Genomic DNA, 26,109 nt, shown 5'->3' on the forward strand with positions numbered 1-26,109 from the left:
CATGACCGAAGACCTGAAGACCCGGTTCGAGCAGCTCGTCGCGGATCCGCCGCCACCGAGCGCCGTACCGAGCGAGGCCGTGTTCGCCCGGGTCCGGACCGTACGCCGACGTCGCACCGCCGGCGTGATCACCCTCGCCGCAGCCGGCGTCGTCGCCGTCGCCCTTGCCCTAGGCAACGTCACCGACATCGGCGGCGCCCCGCCCGTGACCAACACCCCAGGCGCCCCGAAGTCAGTCATCACCGCCCCACCAACAGCCCCACGGAAGCCACCCCCACCGATCAAGGTCGCGCTCAAGCCGTCGATCAAGGGCCGGATGGTCGGGATGACCGTGACGGTGTCCGGGAAGGCCTTCGTCCCGACGGCAATCCCTGAGGGCACGCTGCTACCGGAGACGTCGTTCATGAACCTGTCCGGCGGCACGGACTACTCCTTCGGCGACGGCTACCAGAGCGGCTCCGACGGCGGTTCGATCGACTGCACCCGGAAGAAGCTGAAGACCGGGTCCGAGACGTATGTGATCCCCGAGACGCACACGTTCACGAAGCCGGGGACATACAAGTTCACGTACACCATCCGCTACTGCGGCACGAAGGGCTGGTTCCCCACCACTGCGACCACGCAGTTGGTGGTCAGATAGTCCAGGCGTGGTCTGAGGTGCCGGTGGTGGGGAGGCCGGCGGACTTCAGGTCGGTGCGGAGGTCGCGGGGGAGGGCGAAGGTGAGGCTCTCCTCCGCGGTGGTGACTTCCTGTACGTCGGCGTACCCGCGCTCGGCCAGCCAGCGCAGGACGTCGCGGACCAGCACCTCGGGGACGCTCGCGCCGCTGCTGACACCGACCGAGTCGACACCCTCGAGCCAGGCCTCGTCGATCTCGTCGGCGAAGTCGACCAGGTAGCCGGCCTTCGCGCCGTGCTCGACCGCGACCTCGACCAGGCGCACCGAGTTCGACGAGTTGCGGGAGCCGACGACGATCATCAGGTCCGCCTCGGGGGCCAGCTTCTTGACCGCGGCCTGGCGGTTCTGGGTCGCGTAGCAGATGTCGTCGCTCGGCGGGTCCTGCAAGTGCGGGAACCGCTCGCGCAGGCGGCGTACGGTCTCCATCGTCTCGTCGACCGACAGCGTCGTCTGCGACAGCCAGACGACCTTCTCCGGGTCGCGGACAGTCACGTTCGGTACGTCGTCCGGACCGTCGACGAGCGTCACGTGCTCGGGGGCCTCGCCGGAGGTGCCGATGACCTCCTCGTGGCCCTCGTGACCGATCAGCAGGATGTCGTAGTCGGTCGCGGCGAACCGCTTCGCCTCGTGGTGGACCTTGGTCACCAGCGGGCAGGTCGCGTCGATCGTCTTCAGCTGCCGCGCGGCCGCCTCCTCGTGCACCACCGGGGCGACACCGTGCGCGGAGAAGATCACCGTCTCCCCCTCGGGCACCTCGGCGGTCTCGTCGACGAAGATCGCGCCCCGCTTCTGCAGCGTCTGCACGACGTACTTGTTGTGCACGATCTCCTTGCGCACATACACCGGCGGCCCGTACAGATCGAGGGCCTTCTCGACCGCCACAACGGCCCGGTCCACGCCCGCGCAGTACCCCCGCGGCGCCGCGAGCAGCACCCGCTTGGTCTCTACAGCGGTCGTCGTACCAGTGTCGTCAGGCTGGGCAGTCACGCTCCCCATGGTACGGGCCGCAATCTGTGAGCAGGGTCACGACCGTCGACCACCGCACCAGGGGCCGGTTCGAACCAGCAGTTGCTCGGGGCAACGTGTTTGGGGAGCCGTCCGCCCTGTCCGGACGGCTCCTCCGTGGGAGGTGTTACCAGCACCTCAAGAATGCGGCCGAAATGCCTTTTGCGCAAAGGGTTTTCCGGCCCACTCCCGCAGTACGGCGAAGTCCGCGGCCGTCAGCCCGGTCCGTGCGTCGACAGGGTGGATCAGCTGGTGATCGTGCGGGAAGCGGGTCCGCTCGGCCGCGCCCACCTCGTCGTCCACCCACGCGAACGGGCGGTCGCCCACCCAGTCGGCGACGTACGGCGCCTTCCAGGAACCCCGGCGTACCGGCCGGCGGTCCGGCCACAGGATCGTGGGGAGGTCGGGCAGCCCGAGCAGCGGCGCGAGCAGCCGGTTGGCGCCGTGCTCCCAGCTGCTGGCCCAGACCAGGTCAAAGGTGTCCGCGAGCGCTCGGAGCTCGACGCCGTGCTGCTGGTTGAGGAGCAGCCGCCAGGTCTTCGTACCCTCGGTGATCTCGTGCCGCTCGTACCCGTCCGGGATCCCGTCCGCGCGGTGCGGGTTCAGCGGACCGTCGAAATCCAACAGCAAGAGTGGGCGCATCACTCAACGTTAGGACTTGTCGGTGGCGCGCCGTAGGGTCTGGGGGTGGCTTTGGAGACGTCGCCGGAAGCACCCGCGGCCGTTCGCACGATTGCGAACGGCATTGCCGGCTGGATCAACCAGCTCGGCGCCGTGTGGGTCGAGGGGCAGCTGACGGACGTCTCGATCGGGCGCGGCACGACGACGGTGTTCGGGACGCTGCGGGACACGGACGCGGACATCTCGCTGCGGTTCACCTGCAACCGGCGGGTGTTCGAGACGGTCGAGGTGACGGACGGTTCCCGGGTGCTGGTGCACGCCAAGCCGAACTTCTTCGCCCGCCGCGGCACGCTCGCGCTCGCGGTCAGCGAGATCCGGCACGTCGGGATCGGTGAGCTGCTGGCGCGGATCGAGCGGCTGAAGCAGCTGCTCGGGGCCGAGGGCCTGTTCGAGCCGTATCGGAAGAAGAAGTTGCCGTTCCTCCCGCACACGATCGGCCTCATCTGCGGGCGGGACTCGGCGGCCGAGCGCGACGTGCTCGAGAACGCGAAGCGGCGCTGGCCGGCAGTCACGTTCCGGGTCGAGTATGCGTCGGTCCAAGGGCCGTCGGCGTCCGGTGAGGTGATGACGGCGCTGCGGAAGCTGGACGCGGACGAGTCGGTCGAAGTGATCGTGATCGCGCGCGGCGGCGGGTCGCTGGAGGATCTCCTGCCGTTCTCGGACGAAGGGCTGATCCGGGCCGTGTCGAAGACGGGTACGCCGGTGGTGAGCGCGATCGGGCACGAGCCGGACTCGCCGCTGCTCGACCTGGTCGCAGACCTGCGGGCGTCGACGCCGACCGACGCGGCGAAGCGGATCGTGCCGGATGTTCGCGAGGAGCTGGACGGCGTGCGGCTGCTGCGTGAGCGCGGGTCGCGGGCGATCAGGTCGTGGCTGGACCGGGAGGCGCATGCCCTGGCGGCGATCCGTTCGCGGCCGGCGCTCGCCGCGCCGGTGACGGACCTGCAGCGGCGCTCCGACGAGGTTGCCGCGCTGGTCGAGCGCAGCCGCCGGACGCTGACGCATCGGCTGGATCGGGCCAGCGACGACATTACGCACCGGCTCGCGAGTGTGCGGGCCCTGTCCCCGAAGGCGACGTTGGAGCGGGGGTACTCCGTGCTGCAGCTGGCCGACGGCACCGCCGTGCGGGAAGTGGCGCAGGTGGCGCCCGGAGACCTGCTCCAGGCGCGCGTCACCGACGGCCGCTTCGCGGTCGAAGTCAAGACCGAGGAGAACAAGTGAGCGGCGACCGACCCGAGATGACCTACGAGCAGGCGCGGGAGGAGCTCGTCGAGGTAGTCCGCAAGCTGGAAGCCGGCGGCACCTCCCTCGAAGAGTCCCTCGCCCTGTGGGAACGCGGCGAAGAACTCGCCACCACCTGCCAACGCTGGCTCGACGGCGCCCGCGAACGCCTCGCCAAAGCCCAAGCCACCCACGAAGAAAAACCCAACTGACGCTCACGACACGCGCCGCCCGCTCCTCCGACCTCCTCGGCGCGGCGCACGCGCGAGTGGCCAGTTGGCGGGGCGCGTTCACCGGGCTGGTGCCGCAGGACTTCCTGGATGCGATGGATCCGGCCGCGATCGCGGCCTCGTGGGCAGACAGCATCGCCGCCGGCCGCTCCCGCCTGTACGTCGCCGCGCTCGGAGAACAGGTGATCGGGTACGCCGGCGTCGGGCCCGAGCGTGACGCCACAGCACCACCGGGCACTGGCGAGCTGTACGCCCTGTTCGTCCACCCCTCGTACTGGGGCACCGGCGCGGGGCGGGCGCTCGCCGACGCCGCCTGCGCCGACCTCCGCAACGCCGGCTTCGTCGACGTGTGGTTGTGGGTTCTGGAGGCGAATACCCGAGCTCGCCGGTTCTACTCGGCGTACGGCTTCACCGAGACCGGCGACCGGACGCACTCGTCGCTGAACAACCTGCCTGAGATCAGGCTGGCAGTAAGGCTGTAGCTACGGCGCGTAGGCCGGTCTTCATCCGGTCCAGGTCGAAACCCTGTGCGCGAAGGGCGTTGTGGAGGTCCGCGGCGAGCGGGGCGAGCAGGACGTGTGCCGTGTAGTCCGCGTCCAGGGCGGCATGGGACGCCTCGATCAGGTGCGACAGGTGCCGATGCCAGAGGTGGTACGAGCCGATCCGGTAGCGGGCCCCGTCCGACGCGTTCTCGCTGTCCATGAACAGCTCGACGTGCCGGTCGAGCAGATCGAGATAGGCATCCAGGAACGCCATCACCCGGACGACCGGCGGCGCCCCGGGGCCGAGCGGCGGCGGCCCGCTGAGGATCTTCGCCTGGAGCTCCTGCTCACGCTCGTCCAGCAGCGCGACCGCCAGGCCGGCGCGATCGCCGAAGCGGCGGAACACAGTGCCCTTCCCGACGCCTGCCTCCGCGGCGATGGCATCGAGCGAGACGCTCTTCACCCCGTGCTCGGTGAACAGCCGGTCGGCCGCCTCGAGCACGCGCAACCGGTTGCGTCGGGCATCCGCGCGTTCCGGGCGCGGCTCCCCCACCACCGGCAGACCCCGTTGTGAAGCGGACTGCGGTCCGGTACTGTCGTTCATGAGACGGACTGTAGTCCGCTAAGCCCTCAGGAGGAAGCACATGAGCAACACACCCAGCACCGCGACCGTGGCGATTGCGTATCACTCGGGCTACGGGCACACCGCCAAGCAGGCCGAGGCGGTCGCCGCCGGAGCCGCGTCCGTACCGGGCACCGTGACGGATCTCGTGCCGCTCGACGAGCTGACCGAGGACGTGTGGGAGCGGCTGACCGCTGCGGACGCGATCGTCTTCGGCACGCCGACGTACATGGGCAGTCCGAGTTGGGTGTTCAAGAAGTTCGCCGAGGAGAGCGTGCGGATCTGGGCCGCCGACCTCGCCTGGCGGGACAAGATCGCGGCCGGATTCACGAACTCGAAGGCGATGTCCGGCGACAAGCTGAACAGCCTGGTCGACCTGGCCGTCTTCGCCGCGCAGCACGGGATGATCTGGGTCGGCCTGGACATCTACCCCGGCTGGGCGGAGAGCACCGCGAGCATCGAGGACCTCAACCGACTCGGCAGCTGGATGGGCGCGATGGCCCAGTCCGACGCAGACCTCTCCGCGGAGAAGGCGCCACCGGCCACCGACCTACGAACCGCAGCTGCCCTCGGCGCCCGCGTCGCAACAATCGCCCACCGCCAACTCCGCGGATCACTGGCCGCATGACAGCCCACAGAAACCAGCATGGCGCGGATCGGTGGGTGGTCTGATGGCGTGGTTTGTGTTGCTTGCCGCGGCCGCGTTCGAGATCGCGTTCGCGCTGAGTTTGAAGCCGAGCGAGGGCTTCAGCCGGTTGTGGCCGACCATCGGCGTCCTGGTCTTCGGCGTGATCTCGGTCGTGTTGCTGGCGAAGACGCTCGACCGCCTCCCGGTCGGCACGGCGTACGCGATCTGGACCGGGCTCGGTTCGGTCGGGGTGGTGACCGTCGGCATCATCCTGTTCAACGAGCCGGCCACCCCGGCCCGGCTCGCCTGCATCGCCCTGATCGTCGCGGGCATCGTCGGACTCCGGCTGGCCGGGGCGGAGTGAGGTCGGCGATCAGCTGGAAGCGTGGCGCCGGCGGCGGGGGTGGGTGCGGATCGGGAGCGGGTGAGTGTCGAGGGGTAGTTCTTCGGCGGCGATGGTCGCGCCGGAGAGCATCCCGTGGTACGCCGCCCAGGTCGTCGCGCGCGGCGGGATGTTGCCGATGGCATCGACCTTGGTGACGGGGTGGGCGCCGTTGTGGATCGGGTTCCACAGGTCGGCGTCGCTGCGCAGGTCGCGGAGTTCGCCGAAGAGTTCGCGGCCGAACCAGCACGGGTAGCTCTCGCCGTCGTCGTACCGGGTCACGCCGATCGGGGTGGCGGCCTCGGCGACGAGCGACCAGACGGCCGCCGACGTGATCCCGGGCTGATCACCGAGCAGTACGACGATCCCGTCGGCCCGCCGGTCGACCGCGTCGAGGGCCGGCACGATCGACGAGCTGTCGGTGTCGGAGTGCGGCGACTCGACCACCCGGACCCCGTCGAGGTCGATCCGGTCGTGGATCTGCTCCGATGCGCTGCCCAGCGTCACGACCAGCTGGTCGAACCCGCAGTCCCGCGCGGACTCCAGCGTCGAACCGAACAGGGTGCCGCCCTGATAGGACAGTAATTGCCAGGGAGCGCCGAGGTGCGGCGAGCTGTTGGCGCCCAGCAGGAGCCCGGTGACGAACACGACGGATCAGCCCCCCGCCCGGGGCGGCGTGTGCGGCTTGGGCATGTCTGCTCGGGCCCTCTCGCTTGTCCCCGAGCGTCAGAAGCCGAGCCTCGATCGAACCCCGTGCCGTGGGCACGTGTCAACGACCGTCCGGAACGTGGTCGCGAATGACCGGAAACTGGTCAGCGCAAGGCGGAAGCAAACGTTTCAAGTGCGGGATAGCCGGCATTTCCGGTAACGATGGTGGTGACTCCGCTACCGACCAATACCAAGGCGTTCTCGCCCTTGCGGTCCAGCAGAACCTTGCGCTGCCAGGTGACGCCGGCCACCGTCGTCGTACCATCGTCGGAGGTCCGGCCGAGTTTCTCGGCCGGGAATTTGCCGGTGGTGACATTGGACTGCTCGAGCCCGACGTATTTCTCCTCGTTGGTGACGACGCCCAGGTGCCAGGTCATCGGCTCCTGCTGAGGCTTGAGGAATTCGACGCTGGTCGCGGTCCAGCCGGTCGGCATCGGCTCCGGGCCGCGCACCCAGGCGGCGGCCGTGCGTGCGTCCTGCAACTGCGCGGTGTACTCGACCGCCTTGGGCGTCTCGGCCGGCTTCGACCGCCAGGTGACCAGAATCAGGAACGCGACCACCACGAGGCAGATGACCATCGCGACCACCATGTTCCCGACGGTCTGCGATTTCCTTTTGTCCCGCCGGTACGCCTGCCGGTACTCGTTCGCCTCCGCCTGGACCTGCGCCCGCTCCCGCGCCGCAGCCTCGTTGGACGCACCCTGACCTGTCGAACTCATGCCCACAGTGTCTCGCGCCCCCCAATCCGCCCGAACAGCGGCCGGGACCGTTGGCTACGATCCGTTGGCATGAGCGAGCGCAGCGAGCGAACAACAAGCCGAGCCGACCCGACTGCGCCACCGGCCCACCTGAAGGTCGACGCGCATGCGCTGCGTGCGTACTCCGCCATCGACGTCGAGGACGGCCGATGAGCGCACCGGTCCTCGTCATCGGCGAGGCTCTTGTCGACATCGTCGGTTCCGCGGCCAAGACCACGCGGAACGGGAACGGGAAGGGCAAGGCGATTCCCGGGGGGTTCGCGGCGAATGTCGCGGTCGGGCTGGCTCGGATGGGTGTGCCGACCGAGTTGGTGGCGCGCTTCGGCACCGACCAGTACGGCGACCTGCTCGGGGCGCACCTGTTCGGGAACGGAGTTCAGCTCGCCCCCGGAACTGTCGACCCCGGGTTCCGGACCAGCACCGCGACCGCGACCCTGGATGCCGAGGGCGTGGCGAGCTACAAGTTCGACATGACCTGGGACCCGCCGGCGTTGTCGCTGACGCGTGGTTGCCCGGCGATCCATACCGGTTCGATCGCGACCATGCTCGAGCCCGGCGCGACCGCGATCCACAGGTTCCTCGAGTCGGTGGCCGACCAGCCCGTCACCGTCACGCTCGACCCGAACGCGCGACCAGCGATCACGCCGGACCCGGTGGTCGCGTGGACCGCCGTACGCGAGCTCGCCGCGCTGTCCGACCTGGTCAAGCTGAGTGACGAGGACTGCGCGTTCTTCCGCCCGGGGGTGTCGCTCGACGACATCGCCACGGAGCTGCTGACCGCCGAGCGGACGCAGTGCGTGGTCATCACCCGCGGCGGCGAGGGCGCGATCGGCGTCGGCAGGGATGTGCGGGTCGAGGTGGAGGCGCCGAAGATCGAGGTGGTCGACACCGTAGGCGCAGGCGACTCCCTGATGGCAGCCCTCATCACCGGTCTGCTCAAGCGGGATCTGCTCCGCGACCGTCGCCTGGCCGGGCTGACTTCCGACGACCTGCGCGACGTCGTGGACTACGCCGTGAAGGCGGCCGCGATCACCTGTACGCGACATGGCGCCGACCCACCGACCGCGGCCGAACACACTGCGCGGTGGGGCGCCTGACATGTCGGCGGAGACGTGGACATCCGAGCTGGAGTCCAAGGGCAGCGTGGTGTTCCTGCCACGCCGCGGTCGGTTGGCGATGCGACTGGCCGGGTTCGCGGTGCTGATGCTGCTGTCCGCGTGGACGAACGTCGACCACCTGCGCGCCGACGGTGTCTCCGGCACGCTCGGCGTACTGCGGCTGACAGCCCTGGCCGCCTTCGTCTACGGTACGGCGCTCACCGCGTGGCAGCTGATCACGAACCGCCCGGTCATCACGGTCGATGCCGAGGGCATCACCCGCGGCCGCAACCTGCCCTGGTCCGGCATCACCAGCATCGACGGACCGACCGGCCTACCGCTGGCCCGGACCGTCCAGGTCAACCCGGCAGACCGCCGTACCCGCCCGATCTCGATCCCGCAGGACAACGTCGAGGACCTCGAAGCCCTCACCCCCTGGCTGAGGTCACTGCTCGATCAGCACCGCGCCTAGCCGGGAGTGCCTAGCCGAGAGTGCTGCGGACCGCGCTGAGGTGTTCGCGGGAGCGGGCCGCGGCGAGGTCGGGGTCCTGGGCCTTGATGGCGTCGGCGATCGCCTCGTGGGCCGCCTGGTCGTGCCGGTGGCGGTGCTGGTCGTCGAGCTTCAGCATGTCGATCATCGCCCGCCGGATCCGCGGTACGAACGTGTCGAACAGCTCCGTCAGTACGGCGTTGTGCGCGGCCACCACGACCGCGCGATGGAACGCGAGGTCGGCCTCGATGTACCAGTCGTCCGGCGCGCTCACGGCCGCCCGCTTCCGGTCCGTCAGCGTGTAGCGGAAGTTCTTCAGGTCGGCCGGGGTACGCCGGGACGCCGCCAGCCGGGCGCCTTCGGTCTCGATCGCCAGCCGGCCTTCGAGTACGTCGGTGATGTCGGCCTTGCGCAGGACCTTGTCCCAGTCCTCGGCGGCCTGGAGCGCGATGACGAACACGCCCGCGCCCTGACGGCTCTCCAGCACGCGCCGGCCGGCCAGCTCGCGCACGGCCTCGCGGATCGTCGACCGGCCGACGCCCAGCTGCGCGGCCAGCGTGGTCTCGCCAGGGAGCTTGGCGCCGAGCGTCCATTCGCCGCTCCCGATCCGGCGGAGCAGCTCCTCGGCGGCCTGCTCGGCCAACGGGTGACGACGAATCATGCGAACAGTCTAGGGCTGCTCAGGTTGTCAGCTTGTCTGAGGAGTTGATAGTGTGTTCGCCATGTCGTCACTCCTGCGCCCGCTTCCGGGCCTCCTTCTTGGCCGCCACGGCGGGAGCTGATTCGACCGGCGCTCCCTCCGTGGAGTGCCGTCGTCCGCCGGTCCTCGCTTCAGGCACCGGAAGGACCACCCCATGAACTGGAATCGCCAGCAGCCCTCCCCCATGCCCAGCCGCCGCTACCGCGACGTCTTCGCCAAGGTCCCGGTCGCGCCGGTCGACCGCACCTGGCCGGACCGCCGGATCAGCACCGCACCGCTGTGGGTGCCGGTCGACCTCCGCGACGGCAACCAGGCCTTGGCCGAGCCGATGGATCCCGAGCGCAAGCGCCGGTTCTTCGAGCTGATGGTTGCCATCGGCTACAAAGAGATCGAGGTCGGCTACCCGTCCGCGTCGCAGACCGACTTCGACTTCGTCCGGCTCCTCGCCGAGTCCGACCTGGTGCCGTCCGACGTCACCATCGTCGTGTTCACGCCGGCCAGGGCCGACCTGATCCAGCGGACCGTCGAGTCCGTCGCCGGGATGCGCGGCGACGTGGTGATCCACATGTACGCCGCGACCGCGCCGACGTGGCGGGACGTCGTACTGCGTCGTACCCGCGATGAACTGGCGGCGATGATCTACGCGGGGTCGGAAGAGATCCTGCGGCTGACCGACGGGCAGCCGAACGTGCGGTTCCAGTTCTCGCCCGAGGTGTACAACCTGACCGAGCCGGACTACGTGCTCGAGCTGGCGGATCACCTCACCAAGCAGTGGGACGCGACGCCGGAGCGGCCGGTGATCATGAACCTGCCGGCGACGGTCGAGGTCGCGACGCCGAACGTGTACGCCGACCAGATCGAGTACATGCACCAGAACCTGCCGCGGCGCGACGGCGTCATCCTGTCGGTGCATCCGCACAACGACCGCGGTACCGGGATCGCCTGCGCCGAGCTCGCCGTACTCGCGGGGGCGCAACGGGTCGAGGGCTGCGTCTTCGGGAACGGCGAACGCACCGGGAACGTGGACATCGCGACCCTCGCGCTCAACCTGCACGCCCAGGGCGTCGATCCGATGGTCGACTTCTCCGACATCGACGGGATCCGGGAGGTGGTCGAGTACTGCACGCGGATGCCGATCCATCCGCGGCACCCGTACGTCGGGGAGCTGGTCTACACGGCGTTCTCCGGCACGCACCAGGACGCGATCCGGAAGGGGTTCGCCGTCCAGGGCGACGGGTTCTGGGACGTACCGTACTTGCCGATCGACCCCGCCGATGTCGGGCGCGGGTACGAGGCGGTGGTCCGGGTCAACAGCCAGTCGGGTAAGGGTGGGATCGCACACGTGCTGGAGTCGGTGTACGGCGTACGGCTGTCGTCCGAGCAGGAGCGGGAGTTCGCGCGGCACGTGCAGCGGCGTACGGACGAGACCGGGCGCGAGGCGAGCGCGGAGGAGCTGAAGGCGTTGTACGAGGAGGTTTACGGGTGCTCGAACTGAAAGACGTCGACTTCGTCCGGGACGGCAAACCGCTGCTGTCCGGGGTGTCGCTGACCGTCGGCGAAGGTGAACGGTGGGCCCTGCTCGGGTCGAACGGCGCGGGCAAAAGCACGCTGCTCGGGCTGTGCGGGGCCATCACCCATCCCACCCGCGGCACGGTCGAGATCCTCGGGAAGCGGCTCGGTACGGTCGACATCCGCACGCTGCGCGAGTCCATCGGGCACGTCAACCCGCGGCACGCGCTGCGGTCGCCGCTGACCATCGTCGACGTCGTGCTCACCGGTCTGACCGGGACCATCGAACGCATGCCGCGCTGGGAGCCGACCGGTGCTCAGGTGGAGCGGGCGCGGGAGCTGATCGACCTCCTCGGCATCAGCCAAATCGCCTCGTCGCCCTGGACCACCCTCTCCCAGGGCGAGCGCGGCCGAGCGCTCATCGCGCGCGCCTTGATCTCCGACCCCAAGCTCCTGCTCCTCGACGAACCATCCACCGGCCTCGACGTGGCCGCCCGTGAACAGCTCCTCGAAACCCTCGACCACATCCACACCACCCACCCGCATTTGGCGTGGGTCCTCGTCACCCACCACCTCGAGGAACTCCCCACCTGTACCACGCACGCCACCCTGATCCGCGAGGGCCGCATCCTGGCCGCCGGCCCGGTCGACGACGTGGTCACCACCCCGCTGATCTCCGAGACGTTCGCCCACCCGATCCAGATCAACCGCCACGCCGGCCGCTGGACCGCCACCGCCCGGCGAGGAACCCAATCAGGCTGAGCAACCCCAAGCCGGCACACCCGGCGGAGAGCCAGAACCAGAACGTGGCATCCGACCGCGCCGACTCCACGGTCCACACACATCGCCCGGCGGCGGGCCCGGCGACGACGTACTCGACGGGAACGACCTCACCGACCGCGAGGAAGTGCTCGCCGGGGTCACGGCCGGTTTCGAACTCGTAGTTCGTCCCTGCGACGGAGTACCGGATGTCGACCGAGCCGGAGCCCTCCTCCCACCAGTCGGGCTCATGCACGGTGACCACCGTCCCGCTGGTCGTCGCGGTCGGCCCGTCCCACGGCCGCGACAGCTGCCGGGCGTGCATCCACAGGCTTCCGAACGGCAGCGTGATCAACACGAAGAACAGCACGAGGCTCACAGGTACGGGCGGTTCTCCGCGCCCTCGCCACCCGGAGGAGGGCGCGGCGTGCCTGCCGGCCGGCTTCTCACCGGTCGCCGTCTCTACAGGACTGACACCCCGCACCCAGAGCACCACAACCACAACAAGACACAGCAACAGCCAGGCGACCAGCACACCGCCGCCGATCAGCGCCCCGACTCCGGCGGCGGCGCCGACCGAGCTCCGGGTCACGACTCCCACCAGCGCACCGACTCCGGCACCAAGCGCCGCAATCAGAACGATCGCCGCAACCGACGCAAACGAGGCGAGCGCCGACCCGGTATCCAGGAACGCATAAGCCGCCGCCGGACCCCGCACAAACCCCCAGCTGAGCACCGCTCTGAGCCGCCCCATACGCCAAGTGTCGTGCATTACAGTGACTCTGCTCCGGGGGTGGAGTCGTGAGGCTGGGGGACAGCGACGGCGATCCTGGCGGGCACCCTTCCGGACATGCTCGACAGCGGCTGGCCCGTCCTCGGCCGGCTGCTCGTCGTGGGGTACGTCGGCGTCGCAGGGCTGCTCGCCTGGCAGCTCGCGACCCAGCGCCCGGCGATCGTCGTCGACCACCAGGGCATTCACCACGGCCGGACCTACAGACCTTCCGCGCCTGGCTCGACGAGCTGCTGAAGGAGCATCGGGAGGACAGCTCGGTCAGGTGAGGCCGAGGCGTTTGCTGAGGCGGGGGCCTCGTTTGATTTTGATTTCGCCGAGGATGGCGGTGCCGCGGATGTGGAAGCGTTTCGGGGTGGTGGGCTGTGCGTTCGGGTCGGGGACGGCTTTGAGGCCGGCTTCCTGTTCGGAGACGGAGCCGAGGATCGGGTTGCTGTCGAGCAGGACGATCGCGTTGGCGGGGACGCGGATCTTCACGTCGGCGAGGATCGACTTCACGTCGACCTGGATGTCGTCGTACGGGATCTGCGCCTCGGTGTAGTCGAGCGTGACGTCGCCGAGGACCGCGTTCACCTCCTGGCGCTGCGGGACCAGCCAGTTGCCCATCCGCTTGGTCTCGGACATGAACACGTTGATGACCGGCCCGGTCTCGACCATTGCGCCGGTGTACTGCGGGCCGACCGACGGCACCCCCGGCGTACCCGGAGCGCGCGGACCGTTCGGCAGGTCGGCGGTCAGTTCGACGAGCTCGCCGTACGTCTTGGAGCCGTACAGGGTCTCGAGCCGCTCCTCCAGCTCGCCGTACGACAGCCGCCCTTCGCCCGCGGCCTCGCGCAGTACGTCGGCGACCTCCTCCCGTTCCAGGTCGGACACCCGTCGCCGCAGCGCCAGTTCGTCACCGGTCGGCGCCTGCGCGGGCACGGCATCCTGCGGTCGGTTCTCCTGGGGAACGTCATCCTGAGCCACGGCAAAACCATACGCGCGCCCACCCCCACCCGCAGACCCGTTTCCTCCCCGATTCACCCCTGAACCCGCCCCTGAGCCGCATACTGACGGCATGAACTGGGGCGGGGTTCGCAAGGGACGACTTCTGGCCGGCCTGTACCTGGCGGCGTTCGCGGCGACCGGCGCCGGGATCGTGTGGATCCTGATCCTGCAACTGACCGGGAGCGACACGACGGTCGTCCCCGCGGCGATCCTGTTCGTCGCCGGCGGGCTCACGATCGGCGCGTTGGCCCTCGGGCTCCGGAACCAGGCGCCCGAGTCGGAGAGCCGACTGACGAAGGACGCGACCGGCTACCAACGGAACTACAACCGTCTCGCGCTGGGACTGGAGCTCCCCGGCGCGTGGCGGATCGTGACCGGCCGGGGTGCGGGCGCGGGAGCCGAGCGGGCGAATTAGGCTGGGACGACTCAGTCCACTCCTCCTGGAGGTATGCCCGGTGTCTGCCGACTTCAACTACTCCGATCTGTTGCCGTTGGGTGTTGACGAGACGGAGTACCGGCTGCTGACGACAGAAGGTGTCAGCACGTTCACGGTGGGCGATCGGACGTTCCTGCAGGTTCAGCCCGAGGTGCTGCAGGCGTTGACCGCGGAGGCGATGCACGACATCTCGCACTACCTGCGGACCGCGCACCTCGCCCAGCTGCGGCGGATCATCGACGACCCGGAGGCCTCCGGCAACGACCGGTTCGTCGCGCTCGACCTGTTGAAGAACGCGAACATCTCGGCCGGCGGCGTACTCCCGATGTGCCAGGACACCGGCACCGCGATCGTGATGGGCAAGAAGTCCGAGGGCGTGCTGACCGGCGCGGTCGACGAGGAGTGGATCAGCCGCGGCGTGTACGACGCGTACACCAAGCTGAACCTGCGCTACTCGCAGATGGCCCCGCTGACCATGTGGGACGAGAAGAACACCGGCTCCAACCTGCCGGCCCAGGTCGAGCTGTACTCGACCCCGGCGGGCAGCGGCGACCCGGCGTACAAGTTCCTGTTCATGGCCAAGGGTGGCGGCTCGGCGAACAAGTCGTTCCTCTACCAGGAGACGAAGGCGGTCCTGAACCCGGCGCGGATGATGGAGTTCCTGGACGAGAAGATCCGCTCCCTGGGTACTGCGGCCTGCCCGCCGTACCACCTCGCGGTCGTGGTCGGCGGTACGTCGGCCGAATACGCGCTGAAGACCGCGAAGTACGCCTCCGCGCACTACCTCGACACGCTGCCGACCACGGGATCGCCGCTGGGGCACGGGTTCCGGGACGTGGAGCTGGAGGAGGAGGTCTTCAAGCTGACCCAGGAGTTCGGGATCGGGGCGCAGTTCGGCGGGAAGTACTTCTGCCACGACGTTCGCGTGATCCGGCTGCCGCGGCACGGGGCGTCCTGCCCGGTCGCGATCGCGGTGTCGTGCTCGGCGGACCGGCAGGCGCTGGCGAAGATCACGCCGGAGGGTGTGTTCCTGGAGCAGCTCGAACGCGACCCGGCCCGGTTCCTGCCGGACACCACCGACGAGCACCTCGACGACGCGACCGACGTCGTACGGATCGACCTGAACCGGCCGATGAGCGAGATCCGCGCGGAGCTGTCGAAGCTGCCGGTGAAGACGCGGCTGTCGCTGAGCGGGCCGCTCGTGGTGGCGCGGGACATCGCGCACGCGAAGATCAAGGAGCGCCTGGACGCTGGCGAGCCGATGCCGCAGTACCTCCGCGATCACGCCGTGTACTACGCCGGGCCCGCGAAGACGCCGGAGGGTTACGCGTCGGGTTCGTTCGGGCCGACGACGGCGGGGCGGATGGACGCGTACGTCGACCAGTTCCAGGCGGCCGGCGGCTCGTTCGTGATGCTTGCCAAGGGCAACCGGTCGGCGAAGGTGACGGCGGCGTGCAAGGAGCACGGCGGGTTCTACCTCGGCTCGATCGGCGGTCCGGCGGCGCGGTTGGCGCAGGACTGCATCAAGTCGGTCGACGTCCTGGAGTACGCCGAGCTCGGCATGGAAGCGGTCTGGAAGATCCAGGTCGAGGACTTCCCGGCCTTCATCGTGGTGGACGACAAGGGCAACGACTTCTTCACCGACACCAAGAAGCCGGTCCCCCTGACGGTGCGCCCCCGCAGCTGACCCCCTGCGCTGCTCAGCCTGCCTTGGATTCGACTGCTTGGGGCAGTTTGAGCATCAGCGTCTTTGCGGCCTGGACGAGATCGGCTTCGTTGTGGCCGAAGGCCTGGAGGTAGCTCCTGAGGGCGGATCGCAGTATCTGGAGCTCCTCGTCCTGCAACTCGATGGTGTACATGTTTCCAAGGTAAGTCCGAACTTGCCGGATGGAAGCGCTCGTGACACACCTGTTGTCAGGGCCAGCCGACCAGGGTGAGAATCTCGGCCGCGGTGGCCGCCACGTAGCCGTCGTTGCGGACGGTGAAGTCCGCGATCGGCTGATGGGTATCCGCGGAGGCAAGCGCCCTGGCGAGCTCCCACTCCGGGCCGCTGGCGACCAGGAAGTCGGCGCCGGCGGCTCGGTACGTTCGCCAGACGGCGGCGAGGTTGTCGATGCGCAGGTGGTCGCTGAACCGTAGGCCGGAGCTCGGCGACGGTCGCCGCGGACCGCCGAACTGGGCGACGCAAAGCGCGCGGCATCAGCTGTGCAACTCCTCCGCGATCAGGGTGGGTTGGTGCGTTGTCGGGGCGGCGGGGACGCGCCAGGTCTGCGGTGGGGTCCAGAGCTGCCAGTCGTCCGAGAACGGCGCGGTCCAGGCCTCGATGTCGCGGATGGCCGCGTGCGCGTCCCCGACGATGCGCTCCGCCTCCGCGGCGGTGAAGCGGCCGGCGGCGACGGCCCCTTCGAGCTCGTCCTCGTCCTTCCACTCGATCGTACGGTCGGGATTGATCCACAGGTCGAGGACGCGGTCCACAGTGCTGGTACGGCGCGATGCCCACTCGCGGACATGCTCCCGCTCGAGGTTCACGTACCACCCGCGGAACGTCCCGTCCTCGCCCCAGAAGTACCAGACCGACCACGGCTTGCCCGGCGGCGATACCTTGAGGATCCCGGTCCCGTGCCAGACGTCGAGCTTCAGCACCCGCTCCTCGGTGAACATCCCGACCGGACCGGCGTGCCGCGTCTCCCGCCCGTCGACGAGGACCGGCTTGAGCAGCGGCGTACCCGGTGCGAGCCAGGCGACCAGCCCGTCCGCGTCGTCACGCACGACCGTCATCGGCCGCACGTTCGGCTTGTCCGCGTGCCGCCCTGTCCCCTCGTAGATCCACTCGATCGTCGTCCCCGGCTGCCAGTACTCCGTCACGAGTCGGCCGGGCGGGTCATGGACAGTACGTCGAGGGCCGCGTCCAGCTGCTCCTCGGTCAGGTCTCCCTTCTCGACGTGACCGCTCTCGATCACGACCTCGCGGATCGTTTTCCCTTGTTTCAAAGCACTTTTGGCGACCGCGGCGGCGTTCTCGTACCCGATGTAGCGGTTCAGCGGGGTCACGATCGACGGCGACGACTCGGCCAGCGCGCGGGCATGATCGACGTTCGCCCTGATGCCGTCGACGCAGCGGTCGGCCAGCAGGCGCGAACTGTTTGCCAGCAGGGTGATCGACTCGAGCAGGTTGCGCGCGATCACCGGAAGCATCACGTTCAGCTCGAAGTTGCCGCCGGCACCGGCCACGGTGATCGTGGTGTCGTTGCCGATCACCTGCGCGGCGACCATCAGCGTCGCCTCGCAGATCACCGGATTCACCTTGCCGGGCATGATGCTCGACCCGGGCTGCAGGTCGGGCAGCACGATCTCGCCGAGCCCGGCCCGCGGGCCGGAACCCATCCAGCGCAGGTCGTTGCAGATCTTCGTCAGACTGACCGCGACCGTCTTCAGCTGCCCGGACAGCTCGACCAGCCCGTCACGCGCGCCCTGCGCCTCGAAGTGGTCCTCGGCCTCGGTCAGCTCCAGACCGGTCCGCCGGTTCAGCTCGGTGATCACCGCGGCCGCGAAACCGGGCGGTGTGTTGATCCCCGTCCCGACCGCCGTCCCGCCCAGCGGGAGCTCGGCGACCCGGGGCAGCGTCGCCCGCACCCGCGCGGCGCCCCGGCTGATCTGCTGCGCATACCCGTTGAACTCCTGGCCGAGCGTCACCGGGGTCGCGTCCATCAGGTGTGTCCGCCCGGACTTCACCACCTCGGCGAACTCGGATCCCTTACGAGACAGGGAATCCGCGAGGTGCTCGAGCGCCGGCAACAGCTCCTGCACTACGCCCGCGGCGGCGGCGACGTGGATCGCCGACGGGAAGGTGTCGTTGCTGGACTGGGATGCGTTGACGTGATCGTTCGGGTGGACGTCGGCGCCGAGGGAGCGGGTGGCGAGGGTGGCGAGGACCTCGTTGACGTTCATGTTCGTCGACGTCCCCGAGCCGGTCTGGAAGACGTCGATCGGGAACTCCGCGTCGAACTCCCCCGCGGTCACCTGGTCGGCGGCGGCCACGATCGCGGCCGACCGGTCGGCGTCGAGCACGCCGAGCGAGGCATTCACCACTGCTGCGGAGGCTTTGATCTGGGCCAGCGCATGCACCAGCTCCGGCGCGAGCGGCCGCCCGGAGATCGGGAAGTTCTCCACCGCGCGCTGCGTCTGCGCCCGCCACAACGCGTCCCGAGGCACCTTGACCTCGCCCATCGTGTCGTGCTCGATCCTGAATTCCACGTCATCACCCATACCTGCAGAGTACGTCGATCGGCCCTGCCGAAACGCCCCGATCTGCAAGCTGTGGACAACGCCACAGAAGGACTACGAGCCGCCCTGATAGACGTAGTACATCTCGTCCCGGCCCTGCAGCCGCACCGGAACGGGCGTGACCTTGCAGGCGCCGAAGACGCTCGCCATGGCGGCCTCCAACGCGGCGGACGCCGACGACGACCAGACCGTGAGTACGCCGTCGTCCCGCAACTTGGACCGGCAGACGGTCAGGAACGACGACGAGTAGATCGCCGAATTCTCGTTGTACACAAGGAAGTCCGGCCCGTTGTCCACATCCAGCAGAATCGCGTCGACCGATGCGTCGGGCAACTCGGTGACGACGGTCCAGACGTCCCCGACCACGACGGCGACCCGGGGATCGTCGAGGACCGACGGGACCAGGCCGGCGCGCATCCAGTCCACCAGGTCCGGCTCGATCTCGGCGACAACCACCTCACCGAGCCGGGAGTCCGCGAGGAGTGCGCGCACGGTGTAGCCGAGTCCCAGCCCACCCACGACCACCCGGTCAGGACGCCGTACCGCCTCCAGCGCAGCCGAAGCCAGCAGCTCCTCGCTCGACGTCTCCTGATCGTCCATCACAAACACGCCATTCACCCGCAACTCCAGCGCCCCATCCCCCCGCCGCCGCAGCACCACTTCCCCCCGCCCACCAACCACCCGCGCCAAGTCACCCACACCCCCCATCCTCCCCCATCCTCCCCCAGCGCTTACGTCCGAAGTAGTGCGGTCACTTCTGCGCAGTTCTTCGGACGTACGGGAGGGGTTGTCCACAGGGGAGGTCGGGTGGGTGGCGGAGGGGGAGGGTGGCGGGGGATGGTCGGGGGCGTGGAGAGTGGGAAGCGGCGGGCGACGGTGGTCAGGAGCAGACGTCGCCTGTTGACCAGGGAGCTGTTCGAGGCGCAGTACGGCGTGGCCGGCCGGCGGCAGCTGTACTCCCTGGGATTGCACCGGTGGGATGTGTCAGCCGAGCTGCGGGCCGGGAGGTGGCGCCGGCGTGGCCCGCAGTCGATCAGCAATCAGAACGGTGATCTGAGCGAACAGGCGCGCTGGTGGGTGGCGGTGATCGAGGTGGGTTCCCGTGCTGCCCTGGACGGGGTGACGGCCCTGCAGGCAGCCGGGCTGACAGGATTCACCGAGTCCGCAATCCACGTGTCGATGCCGAAGTCGGGTCGCCCGCGATCGAGTCCGGGCGTGAAACTGCACGAGACCAGGCGTCGACAGCCCGGCGATCTGGTTGATGCCGGAATCCCCAGGGTTCGGCCCGCGGTGGCCGCGATCCGGGCCGCGCTGTGGGCGGCTTCGGATCGCCAGGCCGGCCTGATCCTGACGATGGCCGTACAGCAACGCCTGGTCACCGCCGAGGCCCTCACGGAGGCGATGGGCAGCGTCAAGCGGCACCGCAGACGGTCGTTCGTACGCCTCATTCTCGCCGACCTTCATGGTGGCGTTCAGTCGTTGGGCGAACTCGACTTCGCCCGGATGTGCAGGCAGGCCGGTCTGCCAGAGCCGGACCGCCAGGTCGTCCACGACCTCGGCCACGGCAGGGCCGTTGTCGACGTGGAGTGGATCGAGTACGACCTGATCGCCGAGATCGACGGATTCCAGCATCGCGACGCCCCAGCGCTGATCGCCGATGCAACCCGCCAGAACGAGTTGTCGTCCGGCTCCTCGACCGTCCTCCGCATCCCGATCCTGGGCCTCCGCACAGACCCGTCCCGCTTCCTCACCCAAATCCGCACAGCCCTGATTCTCCGCGGCTGGAACCCCGACAATCCCGCGACGTCCGAAGAAGTGCGCTCACGTCTCCGCAGTTCTTCGGACGTTAGCGGAAGGTGAAGGGAAGGGGCGGGGGGTGGGTTAGTACCAGCCCTTGGCTTGGGAGTGGCCCCAGGCGGAGCAGGGGGAGCCGTAGGTGGCCTCGATGTAGTCCAGGCCCCACTTGATCTGGGTGACCGCGTTGGTCCGCCAGTCCTTGCCGTACTCCGCCATCCGGCTGCCCGGCAGCGCCTGCGGGATGCCGTACGCCGTCGACGTCGGGTTGTCGGCGTCGGTCCGCCAGCGGGACTCCTTGTTCCAGAGCTTCTCGAGGCAGCTGAACTGGCTCTGGCCCCAGCCGTGGTCGGGGAGGAGGTTCATCGCGACCTCCTTCGGCGTGCCCTCGTACTTCTTCCGCTCGGCGTCGCGGCTGGCCCGCTCCTCCTGGACCGAGCGGTCCGCCTGCTGCAGCGCCCGGTAGCGCGCGAGCATGGCGTTCTTGGCCTTCATCTTGACCGCAGCGGCGTCCTGGGCGGCAGCCATCGCCTCGACCTGGTTACGCATCACCACGGAATCCTGCGCCTGCTCGGCGGCGGACGGCGACTTGACCGATGGTGTGCCCTGGCTGGGGGGCAGCACTTTCCCGCTGTTCAGCACGGCCATCTCGGCCCGCCCTGACACCTTCTCCGACGCACTACTGCTCCCAGGGGAGCTGAAGAGGTCGATACCGGCGACAACGGAGACCACGGCGATGCCAGTTACCGCGAGAGCCGTGACGGAGCGCTTCGCTTTCATCTGTCCTTCCGAGAAAACCCGACCCCCGTCGGCTGCAACGAGAACATACTCTGGCGTAAACCGTCCGTGATCACAAGCAGGTCACGAACGAACGGTGCGGCCGCCGCGTGGCGACCGCACCGTTCTTACTCTCGCTTTACAGAGTGTTATTACTCAATGACAGCGACACTCCTTACAGCTGGAGATCGTCGAGCATCTCCGTGACCAGGGCCGCGATCGGCGACCGCTCCGAGCGGGTCAGGGTGACGTGCGCGAACAGCGGGTGGCCCTTCAGTTGCTCGACCACCGCGACCACGCCGTCGTGCCGGCCGACCCGGAGGTTGTCCCGCTGGGCCACGTCGTGGGTGAGCACGACCCGGGAGTTCGCCCCGACCCGGGAGAGGACCGTCAGCAGTACGTTCCGCTCCAGCGACTGGGCCTCGTCCACGATCACGAACGCGTCGTGCAGCGACCGGCCGCGGATATGGGTCAACGGCAACACCTCGAGCATGCCGCGGTCCATCACCTCGTCGATCACGTCACCGCTGGTCAGTGCGCCCAGCGTGTCGTAGACGGCCTGTGCCCACGGCCCCATCTTCTCGGACTCGGTGCCCGGCAGGTACCCGAGCTCCTGCCCGCCGACCGCGAACAGCGGCCGGAAGACGATGACCTTCTTGTGCTGCCTCCGCTCCATCACCGACTCCAGGCCGGCGCACAGGGCGAGCGCGGACTTGCCGGTACCGGCGCGGCCGCCGAGCGAGATGATCCCGACATCCGGATCCAGCAGCAGGTCGAGGGCGACCCGCTGCTCGGCGGACCGGCCGCGGATCCCGAACGCCTCGCGGTCGCCGCGAACCAGCCGGATCCGCTTGTCCGGCATCACCCGGCCGAGCGCGCTGCCCCGGTCGGACAGCAGCACCAGCCCGGTGTGGGTCGGGAAGTCGCCTGCCTGCGGCAGTTCGACCGCGCCGTTCTCGTACAGGTCGTCGACGACGTGGGTCTCGACCTCGAGCTCGGCCATCCCGGTCCAGCCCGACTCCAGGGTCAGCTCGGCGCGGTACTCCTCGGCCTGCAGCCCGCACGCCGACGCCTTGACCCGCATCGGCAGGTCCTTCGAGACCAGCGTGACATCCTTGCCCTCGGCCATGAAGTTGCAGGCCACGGCCAGGATCCGGCTGTCGTTGTCGCCGAGCCGGAAGCCGGCCGGCAGGGTCTCCGGGTCGGTGTGATTCAGCTCGACCCGAAGAGTTCCACCCTTCTCCCCCACTGGCAGGGGCGCGTCCAGACGTCCGTGCAGGATCCGGAGCTCGTCCAGCAGTCGCAGCGCGGTGCGGGCGAAGTAGCCGAGTTCCGGGTGATGCCGTTTGGCCTCCAATTCGGTGACAACGACCACCGGGACGACCACCTCGTGCTCGTCGAACCGCAGCATCGCGTGCGGGTCCGAGAGGAGCACCGAAGTGTCCAGCACGAAGGTGCGCTGGTCCGGTGTGGATGAGGTACTTGACGCCTTGGCGTGGATGGCCATGTCGCACGTCCTCTTCTAGGCCGTGACGTACACCCTCGCCCCGGCCCGCCAGTGGTTAGGTGATGGGTCGGGTGCCGCCCTCGGAGTCCGGTGTTGACCCCGTCCGCGCCGCCGAACGAGCGGCGACGGCGATCAGTGAGTTCGAGACCTGAGGTCTCGGGGACTCCGTTCGGCCCCTCATGGGGCAACCGGCTGGAACGAGATTCTCAAACTGATCGGGCCTCCCGTGACAGCCGGCTTCCCCTCCGACCGTCTCTGCCAGAGTAGGAGCCTCCTGCAAACTGCGCAGCCCGACACGCCCGGCCACGGGGTTAACACGGCGTTACACCTTCCACCGCCCGGGGAACACGATCACTCCGCCGGGTGATCCGGTACGACGGTCCGCCCGGCGACGCTCGGTACATGAGGAAGAACTGGCCGTCATGGATCGGGTACGCGACCGCGCTCTGGTCCCTGCTGTACGGCGTACTCGGGCTGTACTGGTCCATCGGCGGAGCGGGCTATCCGTTCGCGCAGGTGCCCGACGACCGGGCCACCGCATCCATCCTGGAAGGTACGCCGGTGCACGTCGTCGCGCCGGTGATGGCAACGATCGGACTGGCCGGCGCCGTACTCGCCGTCGTCATGACCCGGATGCGGCCGCGCGGATCGGTGCTGCAGACAATCGCCGCCGTACTCGCGGTCACGCTGGCGCTCGTGATCCCTGACTACACACTGATCGCGGTTGTCGCGCTCTCCCCGGCGATCCTGGTCTTCGCGTTCACCGGCGTACCTGGAGCGCAAGGCGGCGTCGGCGACATCCTGTACTGGCACCGGGTGAACCTGATCATCCTGTTCGTCGGCGGTGTCCTGTGGGCGGCGACCGCGGTCGCGTACCACCGGCGTACCCGCAACGTCTGTGTGTCGTGCGGCCGGGGTGAGCGAGAACCGGCCTGGCAGAGCCCGGAGGCCGCGCTGAGGTGGGGCCGTGTCGCGGTCGGCGTCGCGGTGGTGGCCAACCTGCCGTACGAGTTCACCCGGGTGGCCTGGTACTTCGGCTGGCCGCTCGGCATCAGCGACGACTTCCACCAGATGATGGCCGGCACGCCGGGCATGCTCGAGATGGGCCTCGGGCTGGCCGTGCTGGGGATCGCCGGCGGCGTCCTCACCCACGGCCTGGTGCACCGCTGGGGCGAGATCTACCCACGCTGGATCTGGTTCAAGGCCGGCCGGCGCGTGCCGCCCTTGCTCGCGATCGTCCCGGCCTCGATCGTGGCCGTCGTACTCGTCCCGGCCGGCCTGATGAACTGGCAACTGCCGTTGGACGGCGACAACTGGGCGATCAATGCCCCAGGCATCCTCTGGATCGTCTGGGGCCTGGCTCTCGGTACGGCGACCTACGCGTACTACCTGCGCCGCCGTACGACGTGTGCCCGCTGCGGGCGCGGCATCACGTGCCGAAGCGACGCTCTCGCTGGGCGTAGCTCCGGACCGCACGAAGGAAGTCGACGTGCCGGAAGTCCGGCCAGAGGGCTTCGCAGAAGTAGAACTCGCTCAGCGCGCTCTGCCACAGCAGGAAGCCGCCCAGGCGCTGCTCACCCGATGTCCGGATGACCAGGTCGGGGTCCGGCTGGCCCTTGGTGTACAGATGCCGGGCGATGTGCTCGACGTCGACACGGTCGGCCAGCTCCTCGATCGACATGCCCTTCGCGGCCTCCTCGAGGAGCAGCGAGCGGACCGCGTCGGCGAGCTCGCGGCGACCGCCGTACCCGACTGCGACGTTGACCAGCATCCCGTCGACGTCATGGGTGGCCGTCTCGGCCGCCTTCAGCGCCTCGGCGGTGGTCCCGGGCAGCAGGTCGAGCGCGCCGACGGGGTGGATCCGCCAGCGGCCGATCGTGGTCAGCTCCTCGACGGTCTGCTCGATGATCCGCAGCAGCGGCTCCAGCTCGTCGGCCGGGCGGGTCAGGTTGTCGGTGGACAGCATCCACACCGTGACCACCTTGACGCCGACGTCGTCGCACCACTCGAGGAACTCGGTGATCTTGTTGGCGCCCGCCTCGTGACCGCGCGACACCGGATCACCGCCCTGACGGGCCCAGCGACGATTGCCGTCGATGATGACGCCGATGTGCCGCGGGATCCGGTCCGGCGACAACGACCGCATCAGCCGACGCTCGTACAGGCCGTAGACCGCGTCGCGCAGCTTCTGTTTGCCAGGTGTCCGCATGGGCAGGATGCTCTCCTCGAAGACTCTCGGTCACGAGGCTAGCCCACATCGCGGTATCTGCGAGAGCCCTCGGAGTGCCTCACAGAAAGCTGCCAGAAAGGCCGAACTTTCCTCGCAGTTCGTGCATCGTAAACACGGGTGGTGGTGCGCCGACCGGGCGACGTCGCCTAGATTTCATCCTTCCGGACCATGTGAACCTACGGTTCCGTAGGTTACGGTGGCGTAGGTAGGAACCGCCCGGCAACCCCTCGAAAGGACGGCGATGACCGCTACCAGCGCCCAGCCCCAGGAAGCCGGTCACGGACTGTCCGGCCGACTCGGCCCGCTCAAGCCCAAGCTCCGCGGGTGGCTGCACGCCGGCACGTTTCCGTTCGCCACCGCAGCCGGCATCGTCCTGATCTGCCTGGCACCCCACGCCAACGCCCGGCTCGCCGCCGCGGTCTATACCGCCGGCGCGATGCTGCTGTTCGGCATCTCCGCGCTGTACCACCGGTTCTACTGGGGCCCGACCGGTGAGGCGATCCTGCGCCGGCTCGACCACAGCAACATCTTCCTGCTGATCGCCGGCACCTACACCCCGCTCGGGATGGTGCTCCTGCACGGCAAGGACCGCGTGCTGATGCTCAGCCTGGTCTGGGGCGGCGCCATCCTCGGCATCCTGTTCCGGATCTTCTGGCTGAGCGCCCCGCGCTGGATCTACACCCCGATCTACCTGGCCCTCGGCTGGGTCGCGATCTTCTGGATGGGCGCCATCTACCACACCGGCGGCGCCGCGGTCGTCACCCTGATCGCAGTCGGCGGCGGCCTGTACTCGATCGGCGCAGTCGTCTACGGCACCAAGCGCCCGAACCCATCACCCCGCTGGTTCGGCTTCCACGAAATCTTCCACGCCTTCACCGTGGCCGCCTTCATCTGCCACTACATCGCCGTAAGCATCGCGACGTACCGCGCCGGCTAACAGGCCCGTACGCCGGCGCCGGGGTCGTGATGATCTGCTGGCGCACCTGGTGGAGGCTCCATCGCGGGCAGCAGCAGCGCCGCGGAACGTGGTGCGGCCGCGCGTGCCTCGATCGGGCTGGCGGCCTCGGCAGGCGGCGAACTCCTGCGAGAGGGCGCGTGTGCGCGGGAACTTCTAGCGACTGTGGCTGAATGCTGCCAGGAGCACGACAAGCGCGGCCCCGCTGCCTGCGAGAAATGCGGTGCGGGGCGGTGCCTTCAGTACGTCGTGATCGCCGTCGCTGCTCAACAGCGACCAGCGGGACCGAGCCGAGAGTGCGGAACCGAAGGACAGCACCGAGCCTGCCGAGAAGGCGGAGAGAGTCGATCCCACCGACGCGACCGACAGCGCGGAGCCGACCGATCCGACGCTGAGCACCG

32 protein-coding genes are annotated in these 26,109 nt (G+C 68.9%); 16 read left to right on the top strand and 16 right to left on the bottom strand.

Going from position 1 to position 26,109, the window contains the following annotated elements; all coding sequences use genetic code 11:
- The first annotated feature begins 1 nt into the window (after position 1).
- Positions 2 to 640, top strand: coding sequence for a hypothetical protein (locus OHA18_RS05895; RefSeq protein ID WP_329002672.1), 639 nt, complete (start codon positions 2 to 4; stop codon positions 638 to 640).
- On the opposite strand, the gene OHA18_RS05900 is transcribed toward OHA18_RS05895, so the two are convergent.
- Complete coding sequence (locus tag OHA18_RS05900) at positions 633 to 1,673, bottom strand: 4-hydroxy-3-methylbut-2-enyl diphosphate reductase (RefSeq protein ID WP_329002673.1); 1,041 nt, start codon at positions 1,671 to 1,673, stop codon at positions 633 to 635. The genes OHA18_RS05895 and OHA18_RS05900 overlap by 8 nt on opposite strands.
- A 147-nt stretch (positions 1,674 to 1,820) precedes the next feature.
- Entirely contained in the window at positions 1,821 to 2,324 is a 504-nt protein-coding gene (locus OHA18_RS05905) for an HAD domain-containing protein (RefSeq protein WP_329002674.1), read from the bottom strand.
- A gap of 45 nt (positions 2,325 to 2,369) precedes the next feature.
- On the opposite strand from OHA18_RS05905, the gene xseA reads away from it, so the two are divergent.
- Genes xseA through OHA18_RS05920 form a run of 3 tightly spaced genes read left to right on the top strand, consistent with a single transcriptional unit; the run spans position 2,370 to position 4,296 of the window.
- Positions 2,370 to 3,584: an exodeoxyribonuclease VII large subunit gene (xseA, locus tag OHA18_RS05910; protein WP_329002675.1), complete on the top strand. Its 1,215-nt coding sequence runs from the start codon at positions 2,370 to 2,372 to the stop codon at positions 3,582 to 3,584.
- Between the two features lie 17 nt (positions 3,585 to 3,601).
- A complete protein-coding gene (locus OHA18_RS05915) occupies positions 3,602 to 3,796 on the top strand; it encodes an exodeoxyribonuclease VII small subunit (RefSeq protein WP_329006069.1) in 195 nt (64 codons plus the stop codon).
- Between the two features lie 56 nt (positions 3,797 to 3,852).
- Entirely contained in the window at positions 3,853 to 4,296 is a 444-nt protein-coding gene (locus OHA18_RS05920) for a GNAT family N-acetyltransferase (RefSeq protein ID WP_329002676.1), read from the top strand.
- Here the strand turns inward: OHA18_RS05920 and OHA18_RS05925 are convergent.
- Positions 4,274 to 4,900 carry a TetR/AcrR family transcriptional regulator gene (locus OHA18_RS05925; RefSeq protein WP_329002677.1) on the bottom strand — a complete coding sequence of 209 codons (627 nt, stop codon included), beginning with the start codon at positions 4,898 to 4,900 and terminating at the stop codon, positions 4,274 to 4,276. The two genes, OHA18_RS05920 and OHA18_RS05925, sit on opposite strands and share 23 nt — an antisense overlap.
- A 40-nt stretch (positions 4,901 to 4,940) precedes the next feature.
- Between OHA18_RS05925 and OHA18_RS05930 the strand changes: the two genes are divergently transcribed.
- Together OHA18_RS05930 and OHA18_RS05935 are read left to right on the top strand one after the other, a co-directional pair.
- Positions 4,941 to 5,546 carry a flavodoxin family protein gene (locus OHA18_RS05930; RefSeq protein WP_329002678.1) on the top strand — a complete coding sequence of 202 codons (606 nt, stop codon included), beginning with the start codon at positions 4,941 to 4,943 and terminating at the stop codon, positions 5,544 to 5,546.
- Between the two features lie 43 nt (positions 5,547 to 5,589).
- Positions 5,590 to 5,910 carry a DMT family transporter gene (locus OHA18_RS05935; protein ID WP_329002680.1) on the top strand — a complete coding sequence of 107 codons (321 nt, stop codon included), beginning with the start codon at positions 5,590 to 5,592 and terminating at the stop codon, positions 5,908 to 5,910.
- Positions 5,911 to 5,919: 9 nt separating this feature from the next.
- Here OHA18_RS05935 and OHA18_RS05940 read toward each other — a convergent pair whose 3' ends face one another.
- Together OHA18_RS05940 and OHA18_RS05945 are read right to left on the bottom strand one after the other, a co-directional pair.
- The gene (locus OHA18_RS05940) at positions 5,920 to 6,576 is read right to left on the bottom strand and encodes a nucleotidyltransferase family protein (RefSeq protein WP_329002681.1); all 657 of its coding nucleotides are present in this window, start codon (positions 6,574 to 6,576) and stop codon (positions 5,920 to 5,922) included.
- Between the two features lie 164 nt (positions 6,577 to 6,740).
- The gene (locus tag OHA18_RS05945; protein WP_329002683.1) at positions 6,741 to 7,355 is read right to left on the bottom strand and encodes a DUF4245 domain-containing protein; all 615 of its coding nucleotides are present in this window, start codon (positions 7,353 to 7,355) and stop codon (positions 6,741 to 6,743) included.
- Between the two features lie 69 nt (positions 7,356 to 7,424).
- Between OHA18_RS05945 and OHA18_RS05950 the strand changes: the two genes are divergently transcribed.
- Genes OHA18_RS05950 through OHA18_RS05960 form a run of 3 tightly spaced genes read left to right on the top strand, consistent with a single transcriptional unit; the run spans position 7,425 to position 8,963 of the window.
- Positions 7,425 to 7,547, top strand: a complete 123-nt coding sequence (locus OHA18_RS05950; protein WP_329002684.1) for a hypothetical protein — start codon at positions 7,425 to 7,427, stop codon at positions 7,545 to 7,547.
- On the top strand, positions 7,544 to 8,491 hold the full coding sequence (locus OHA18_RS05955) for a carbohydrate kinase family protein (protein ID WP_329002685.1): 948 nt from the start codon (positions 7,544 to 7,546) through the stop codon (positions 8,489 to 8,491). The genes OHA18_RS05950 and OHA18_RS05955 overlap by 4 nt, the downstream gene beginning before the upstream one ends.
- Position 8,492: 1 nt before the next feature.
- The gene (locus OHA18_RS05960) at positions 8,493 to 8,963 is read left to right on the top strand and encodes a hypothetical protein (protein WP_329002686.1); all 471 of its coding nucleotides are present in this window, start codon (positions 8,493 to 8,495) and stop codon (positions 8,961 to 8,963) included.
- Between the two features lie 10 nt (positions 8,964 to 8,973).
- On the opposite strand, the gene OHA18_RS05965 is transcribed toward OHA18_RS05960, so the two are convergent.
- Positions 8,974 to 9,642, bottom strand: coding sequence for a FadR/GntR family transcriptional regulator (locus OHA18_RS05965; protein ID WP_329002687.1), 669 nt, complete (start codon positions 9,640 to 9,642; stop codon positions 8,974 to 8,976).
- Between the two features lie 193 nt (positions 9,643 to 9,835).
- On the opposite strand from OHA18_RS05965, the gene OHA18_RS05970 reads away from it, so the two are divergent.
- Entirely contained in the window at positions 9,836 to 11,176 is a 1,341-nt protein-coding gene (locus tag OHA18_RS05970) for a 2-isopropylmalate synthase (protein WP_329002688.1), read from the top strand.
- A complete protein-coding gene (locus OHA18_RS05975; protein WP_329002689.1) occupies positions 11,164 to 11,952 on the top strand; it encodes an ABC transporter ATP-binding protein in 789 nt (262 codons plus the stop codon). Before OHA18_RS05970 ends, OHA18_RS05975 begins: the two co-directional genes overlap by 13 nt.
- Here the strand turns inward: OHA18_RS05975 and OHA18_RS05980 are convergent.
- On the bottom strand, positions 11,894 to 12,703 hold the full coding sequence (locus OHA18_RS05980) for a hypothetical protein (protein WP_329002690.1): 810 nt from the start codon (positions 12,701 to 12,703) through the stop codon (positions 11,894 to 11,896). The genes OHA18_RS05975 and OHA18_RS05980 overlap by 59 nt on opposite strands.
- Positions 12,704 to 12,799: 96 nt before the next feature.
- Between OHA18_RS05980 and OHA18_RS05985 the strand changes: the two genes are divergently transcribed.
- On the top strand, positions 12,800 to 12,976 hold the full coding sequence (locus tag OHA18_RS05985; RefSeq protein WP_329002691.1) for a hypothetical protein: 177 nt from the start codon (positions 12,800 to 12,802) through the stop codon (positions 12,974 to 12,976).
- A gap of 24 nt (positions 12,977 to 13,000) precedes the next feature.
- Here OHA18_RS05985 and OHA18_RS05990 read toward each other — a convergent pair whose 3' ends face one another.
- Complete coding sequence (locus OHA18_RS05990) at positions 13,001 to 13,705, bottom strand: DUF1707 SHOCT-like domain-containing protein (RefSeq protein ID WP_329002692.1); 705 nt, start codon at positions 13,703 to 13,705, stop codon at positions 13,001 to 13,003.
- A gap of 91 nt (positions 13,706 to 13,796) precedes the next feature.
- Here OHA18_RS05990 and OHA18_RS05995 point away from each other — a divergent pair, with 91 nt between their 5' ends.
- Together OHA18_RS05995 and OHA18_RS06000 are read left to right on the top strand one after the other, a co-directional pair.
- Positions 13,797 to 14,141 carry a hypothetical protein gene (locus OHA18_RS05995; protein WP_329002693.1) on the top strand — a complete coding sequence of 115 codons (345 nt, stop codon included), beginning with the start codon at positions 13,797 to 13,799 and terminating at the stop codon, positions 14,139 to 14,141.
- A 40-nt stretch (positions 14,142 to 14,181) separates the two neighbouring features.
- The gene (locus OHA18_RS06000) at positions 14,182 to 15,849 is read left to right on the top strand and encodes a fumarate hydratase (RefSeq protein WP_329002695.1); all 1,668 of its coding nucleotides are present in this window, start codon (positions 14,182 to 14,184) and stop codon (positions 15,847 to 15,849) included.
- 13 nt (positions 15,850 to 15,862) lie between these two features.
- Here OHA18_RS06000 and OHA18_RS06005 read toward each other — a convergent pair whose 3' ends face one another.
- The 4 genes from OHA18_RS06005 to OHA18_RS06020 all read right to left on the bottom strand — a co-directional run bounded on the left by OHA18_RS06005 (position 15,863) and on the right by OHA18_RS06020 (position 19,045).
- Positions 15,863 to 16,021, bottom strand: coding sequence for a hypothetical protein (locus OHA18_RS06005; RefSeq protein WP_329002697.1), 159 nt, complete (start codon positions 16,019 to 16,021; stop codon positions 15,863 to 15,865).
- A 340-nt stretch (positions 16,022 to 16,361) separates the two neighbouring features.
- Positions 16,362 to 17,027 (bottom strand): DUF402 domain-containing protein, encoded by a 666-nt coding sequence (locus OHA18_RS06010; RefSeq protein ID WP_329002699.1) that lies wholly within the window; start codon positions 17,025 to 17,027, stop codon positions 16,362 to 16,364.
- Positions 17,024 to 18,427 (bottom strand): class II fumarate hydratase, encoded by a 1,404-nt coding sequence (locus OHA18_RS06015; RefSeq protein WP_329002701.1) that lies wholly within the window; start codon positions 18,425 to 18,427, stop codon positions 17,024 to 17,026. The genes OHA18_RS06010 and OHA18_RS06015 overlap by 4 nt, the downstream gene beginning before the upstream one ends.
- Positions 18,428 to 18,499: 72 nt before the next feature.
- The gene (locus OHA18_RS06020) at positions 18,500 to 19,045 is read right to left on the bottom strand and encodes a hypothetical protein (protein ID WP_329002702.1); all 546 of its coding nucleotides are present in this window, start codon (positions 19,043 to 19,045) and stop codon (positions 18,500 to 18,502) included.
- A 300-nt stretch (positions 19,046 to 19,345) separates the two neighbouring features.
- Here OHA18_RS06020 and OHA18_RS06025 point away from each other — a divergent pair, with 300 nt between their 5' ends.
- Complete coding sequence (locus OHA18_RS06025; protein WP_329002703.1) at positions 19,346 to 20,305, top strand: hypothetical protein; 960 nt, start codon at positions 19,346 to 19,348, stop codon at positions 20,303 to 20,305.
- A 21-nt stretch (positions 20,306 to 20,326) separates the two neighbouring features.
- Here the strand turns inward: OHA18_RS06025 and OHA18_RS06030 are convergent, their stop codons facing one another.
- The 3 genes from OHA18_RS06030 to OHA18_RS06040 all read right to left on the bottom strand — a co-directional run bounded on the left by OHA18_RS06030 (position 20,327) and on the right by OHA18_RS06040 (position 24,732).
- Positions 20,327 to 21,019, bottom strand: a complete 693-nt coding sequence (locus OHA18_RS06030; RefSeq protein WP_329002704.1) for a hypothetical protein — start codon at positions 21,017 to 21,019, stop codon at positions 20,327 to 20,329.
- Between the two features lie 172 nt (positions 21,020 to 21,191).
- Positions 21,192 to 22,523 (bottom strand): PhoH family protein, encoded by a 1,332-nt coding sequence (locus OHA18_RS06035; protein WP_329002705.1) that lies wholly within the window; start codon positions 22,521 to 22,523, stop codon positions 21,192 to 21,194.
- A gap of 1,429 nt (positions 22,524 to 23,952) precedes the next feature.
- A complete protein-coding gene (locus OHA18_RS06040) occupies positions 23,953 to 24,732 on the bottom strand; it encodes an isoprenyl transferase (RefSeq protein ID WP_329002707.1) in 780 nt (259 codons plus the stop codon).
- Positions 24,733 to 24,994: 262 nt separating this feature from the next.
- On the opposite strand from OHA18_RS06040, the gene trhA reads away from it, so the two are divergent.
- Positions 24,995 to 25,690 carry a PAQR family membrane homeostasis protein TrhA gene (gene trhA / locus OHA18_RS06045; RefSeq protein ID WP_329002709.1) on the top strand — a complete coding sequence of 232 codons (696 nt, stop codon included), beginning with the start codon at positions 24,995 to 24,997 and terminating at the stop codon, positions 25,688 to 25,690.
- Positions 25,691 to 25,864: 174 nt separating this feature from the next.
- On the opposite strand, the gene OHA18_RS06050 is transcribed toward trhA, so the two are convergent.
- Positions 25,865 to 26,107: a hypothetical protein gene (locus OHA18_RS06050; protein ID WP_329002710.1), complete on the bottom strand. Its 243-nt coding sequence runs from the start codon at positions 26,105 to 26,107 to the stop codon at positions 25,865 to 25,867.
- Positions 26,108 to 26,109 lie beyond the last annotated feature (2 nt).

This window comes from Kribbella sp. NBC_00709, assembly GCF_036226565.1.
GTDB lineage: Bacteria > Actinomycetota > Actinomycetes > Propionibacteriales > Kribbellaceae > Kribbella.

Bases quoted from the DNA above. Each gene is read 5' to 3' on its own strand.
- OHA18_RS05895 (WP_329002672.1), top strand. From the start codon at position 2: ATGACCGAAGACCTGAAGACCCGGTTCGAGCAGCTCGTCGCGGATCCG.
- OHA18_RS05900 (WP_329002673.1), bottom strand. From the start codon at position 1,673: ATGGGGAGCGTGACTGCCCAGCCTGACGACACTGGTACGACGACCGCT.
- OHA18_RS05905 (WP_329002674.1), bottom strand. From the start codon at position 2,324: ATGCGCCCACTCTTGCTGTTGGATTTCGACGGTCCGCTGAACCCGCAC.
- OHA18_RS05915 (WP_329006069.1), top strand. From the start codon at position 3,602: ATGACCTACGAGCAGGCGCGGGAGGAGCTCGTCGAGGTAGTCCGCAAG.
- OHA18_RS05925 (WP_329002677.1), bottom strand. From the start codon at position 4,900: ATGAACGACAGTACCGGACCGCAGTCCGCTTCACAACGGGGTCTGCCG.
- OHA18_RS05930 (WP_329002678.1), top strand. From the start codon at position 4,941: ATGAGCAACACACCCAGCACCGCGACCGTGGCGATTGCGTATCACTCG.
- OHA18_RS05935 (WP_329002680.1), top strand. From the start codon at position 5,590: ATGGCGTGGTTTGTGTTGCTTGCCGCGGCCGCGTTCGAGATCGCGTTC.
- OHA18_RS05945 (WP_329002683.1), bottom strand. From the start codon at position 7,355: ATGAGTTCGACAGGTCAGGGTGCGTCCAACGAGGCTGCGGCGCGGGAG.
- OHA18_RS05950 (WP_329002684.1), top strand. From the start codon at position 7,425: ATGAGCGAGCGCAGCGAGCGAACAACAAGCCGAGCCGACCCGACTGCG.
- OHA18_RS05955 (WP_329002685.1), top strand. From the start codon at position 7,544: ATGAGCGCACCGGTCCTCGTCATCGGCGAGGCTCTTGTCGACATCGTC.
- OHA18_RS05960 (WP_329002686.1), top strand. From the start codon at position 8,493: ATGTCGGCGGAGACGTGGACATCCGAGCTGGAGTCCAAGGGCAGCGTG.
- OHA18_RS05965 (WP_329002687.1), bottom strand. From the start codon at position 9,642: ATGATTCGTCGTCACCCGTTGGCCGAGCAGGCCGCCGAGGAGCTGCTC.
- OHA18_RS05970 (WP_329002688.1), top strand. From the start codon at position 9,836: ATGAACTGGAATCGCCAGCAGCCCTCCCCCATGCCCAGCCGCCGCTAC.
- OHA18_RS05980 (WP_329002690.1), bottom strand. From the start codon at position 12,703: ATGGGGCGGCTCAGAGCGGTGCTCAGCTGGGGGTTTGTGCGGGGTCCG.
- OHA18_RS05985 (WP_329002691.1), top strand. From the start codon at position 12,800: ATGCTCGACAGCGGCTGGCCCGTCCTCGGCCGGCTGCTCGTCGTGGGG.
- OHA18_RS05995 (WP_329002693.1), top strand. From the start codon at position 13,797: ATGAACTGGGGCGGGGTTCGCAAGGGACGACTTCTGGCCGGCCTGTAC.
- OHA18_RS06005 (WP_329002697.1), bottom strand. From the start codon at position 16,021: ATGTACACCATCGAGTTGCAGGACGAGGAGCTCCAGATACTGCGATCC.
- OHA18_RS06015 (WP_329002701.1), bottom strand. From the start codon at position 18,427: ATGGGTGATGACGTGGAATTCAGGATCGAGCACGACACGATGGGCGAG.
- OHA18_RS06020 (WP_329002702.1), bottom strand. From the start codon at position 19,045: ATGGACGATCAGGAGACGTCGAGCGAGGAGCTGCTGGCTTCGGCTGCG.
- OHA18_RS06030 (WP_329002704.1), bottom strand. From the start codon at position 21,019: ATGAAAGCGAAGCGCTCCGTCACGGCTCTCGCGGTAACTGGCATCGCC.
- OHA18_RS06035 (WP_329002705.1), bottom strand. From the start codon at position 22,523: ATGGCCATCCACGCCAAGGCGTCAAGTACCTCATCCACACCGGACCAG.
- OHA18_RS06040 (WP_329002707.1), bottom strand. From the start codon at position 24,732: ATGCGGACACCTGGCAAACAGAAGCTGCGCGACGCGGTCTACGGCCTG.
- trhA (WP_329002709.1), top strand. From the start codon at position 24,995: ATGACCGCTACCAGCGCCCAGCCCCAGGAAGCCGGTCACGGACTGTCC.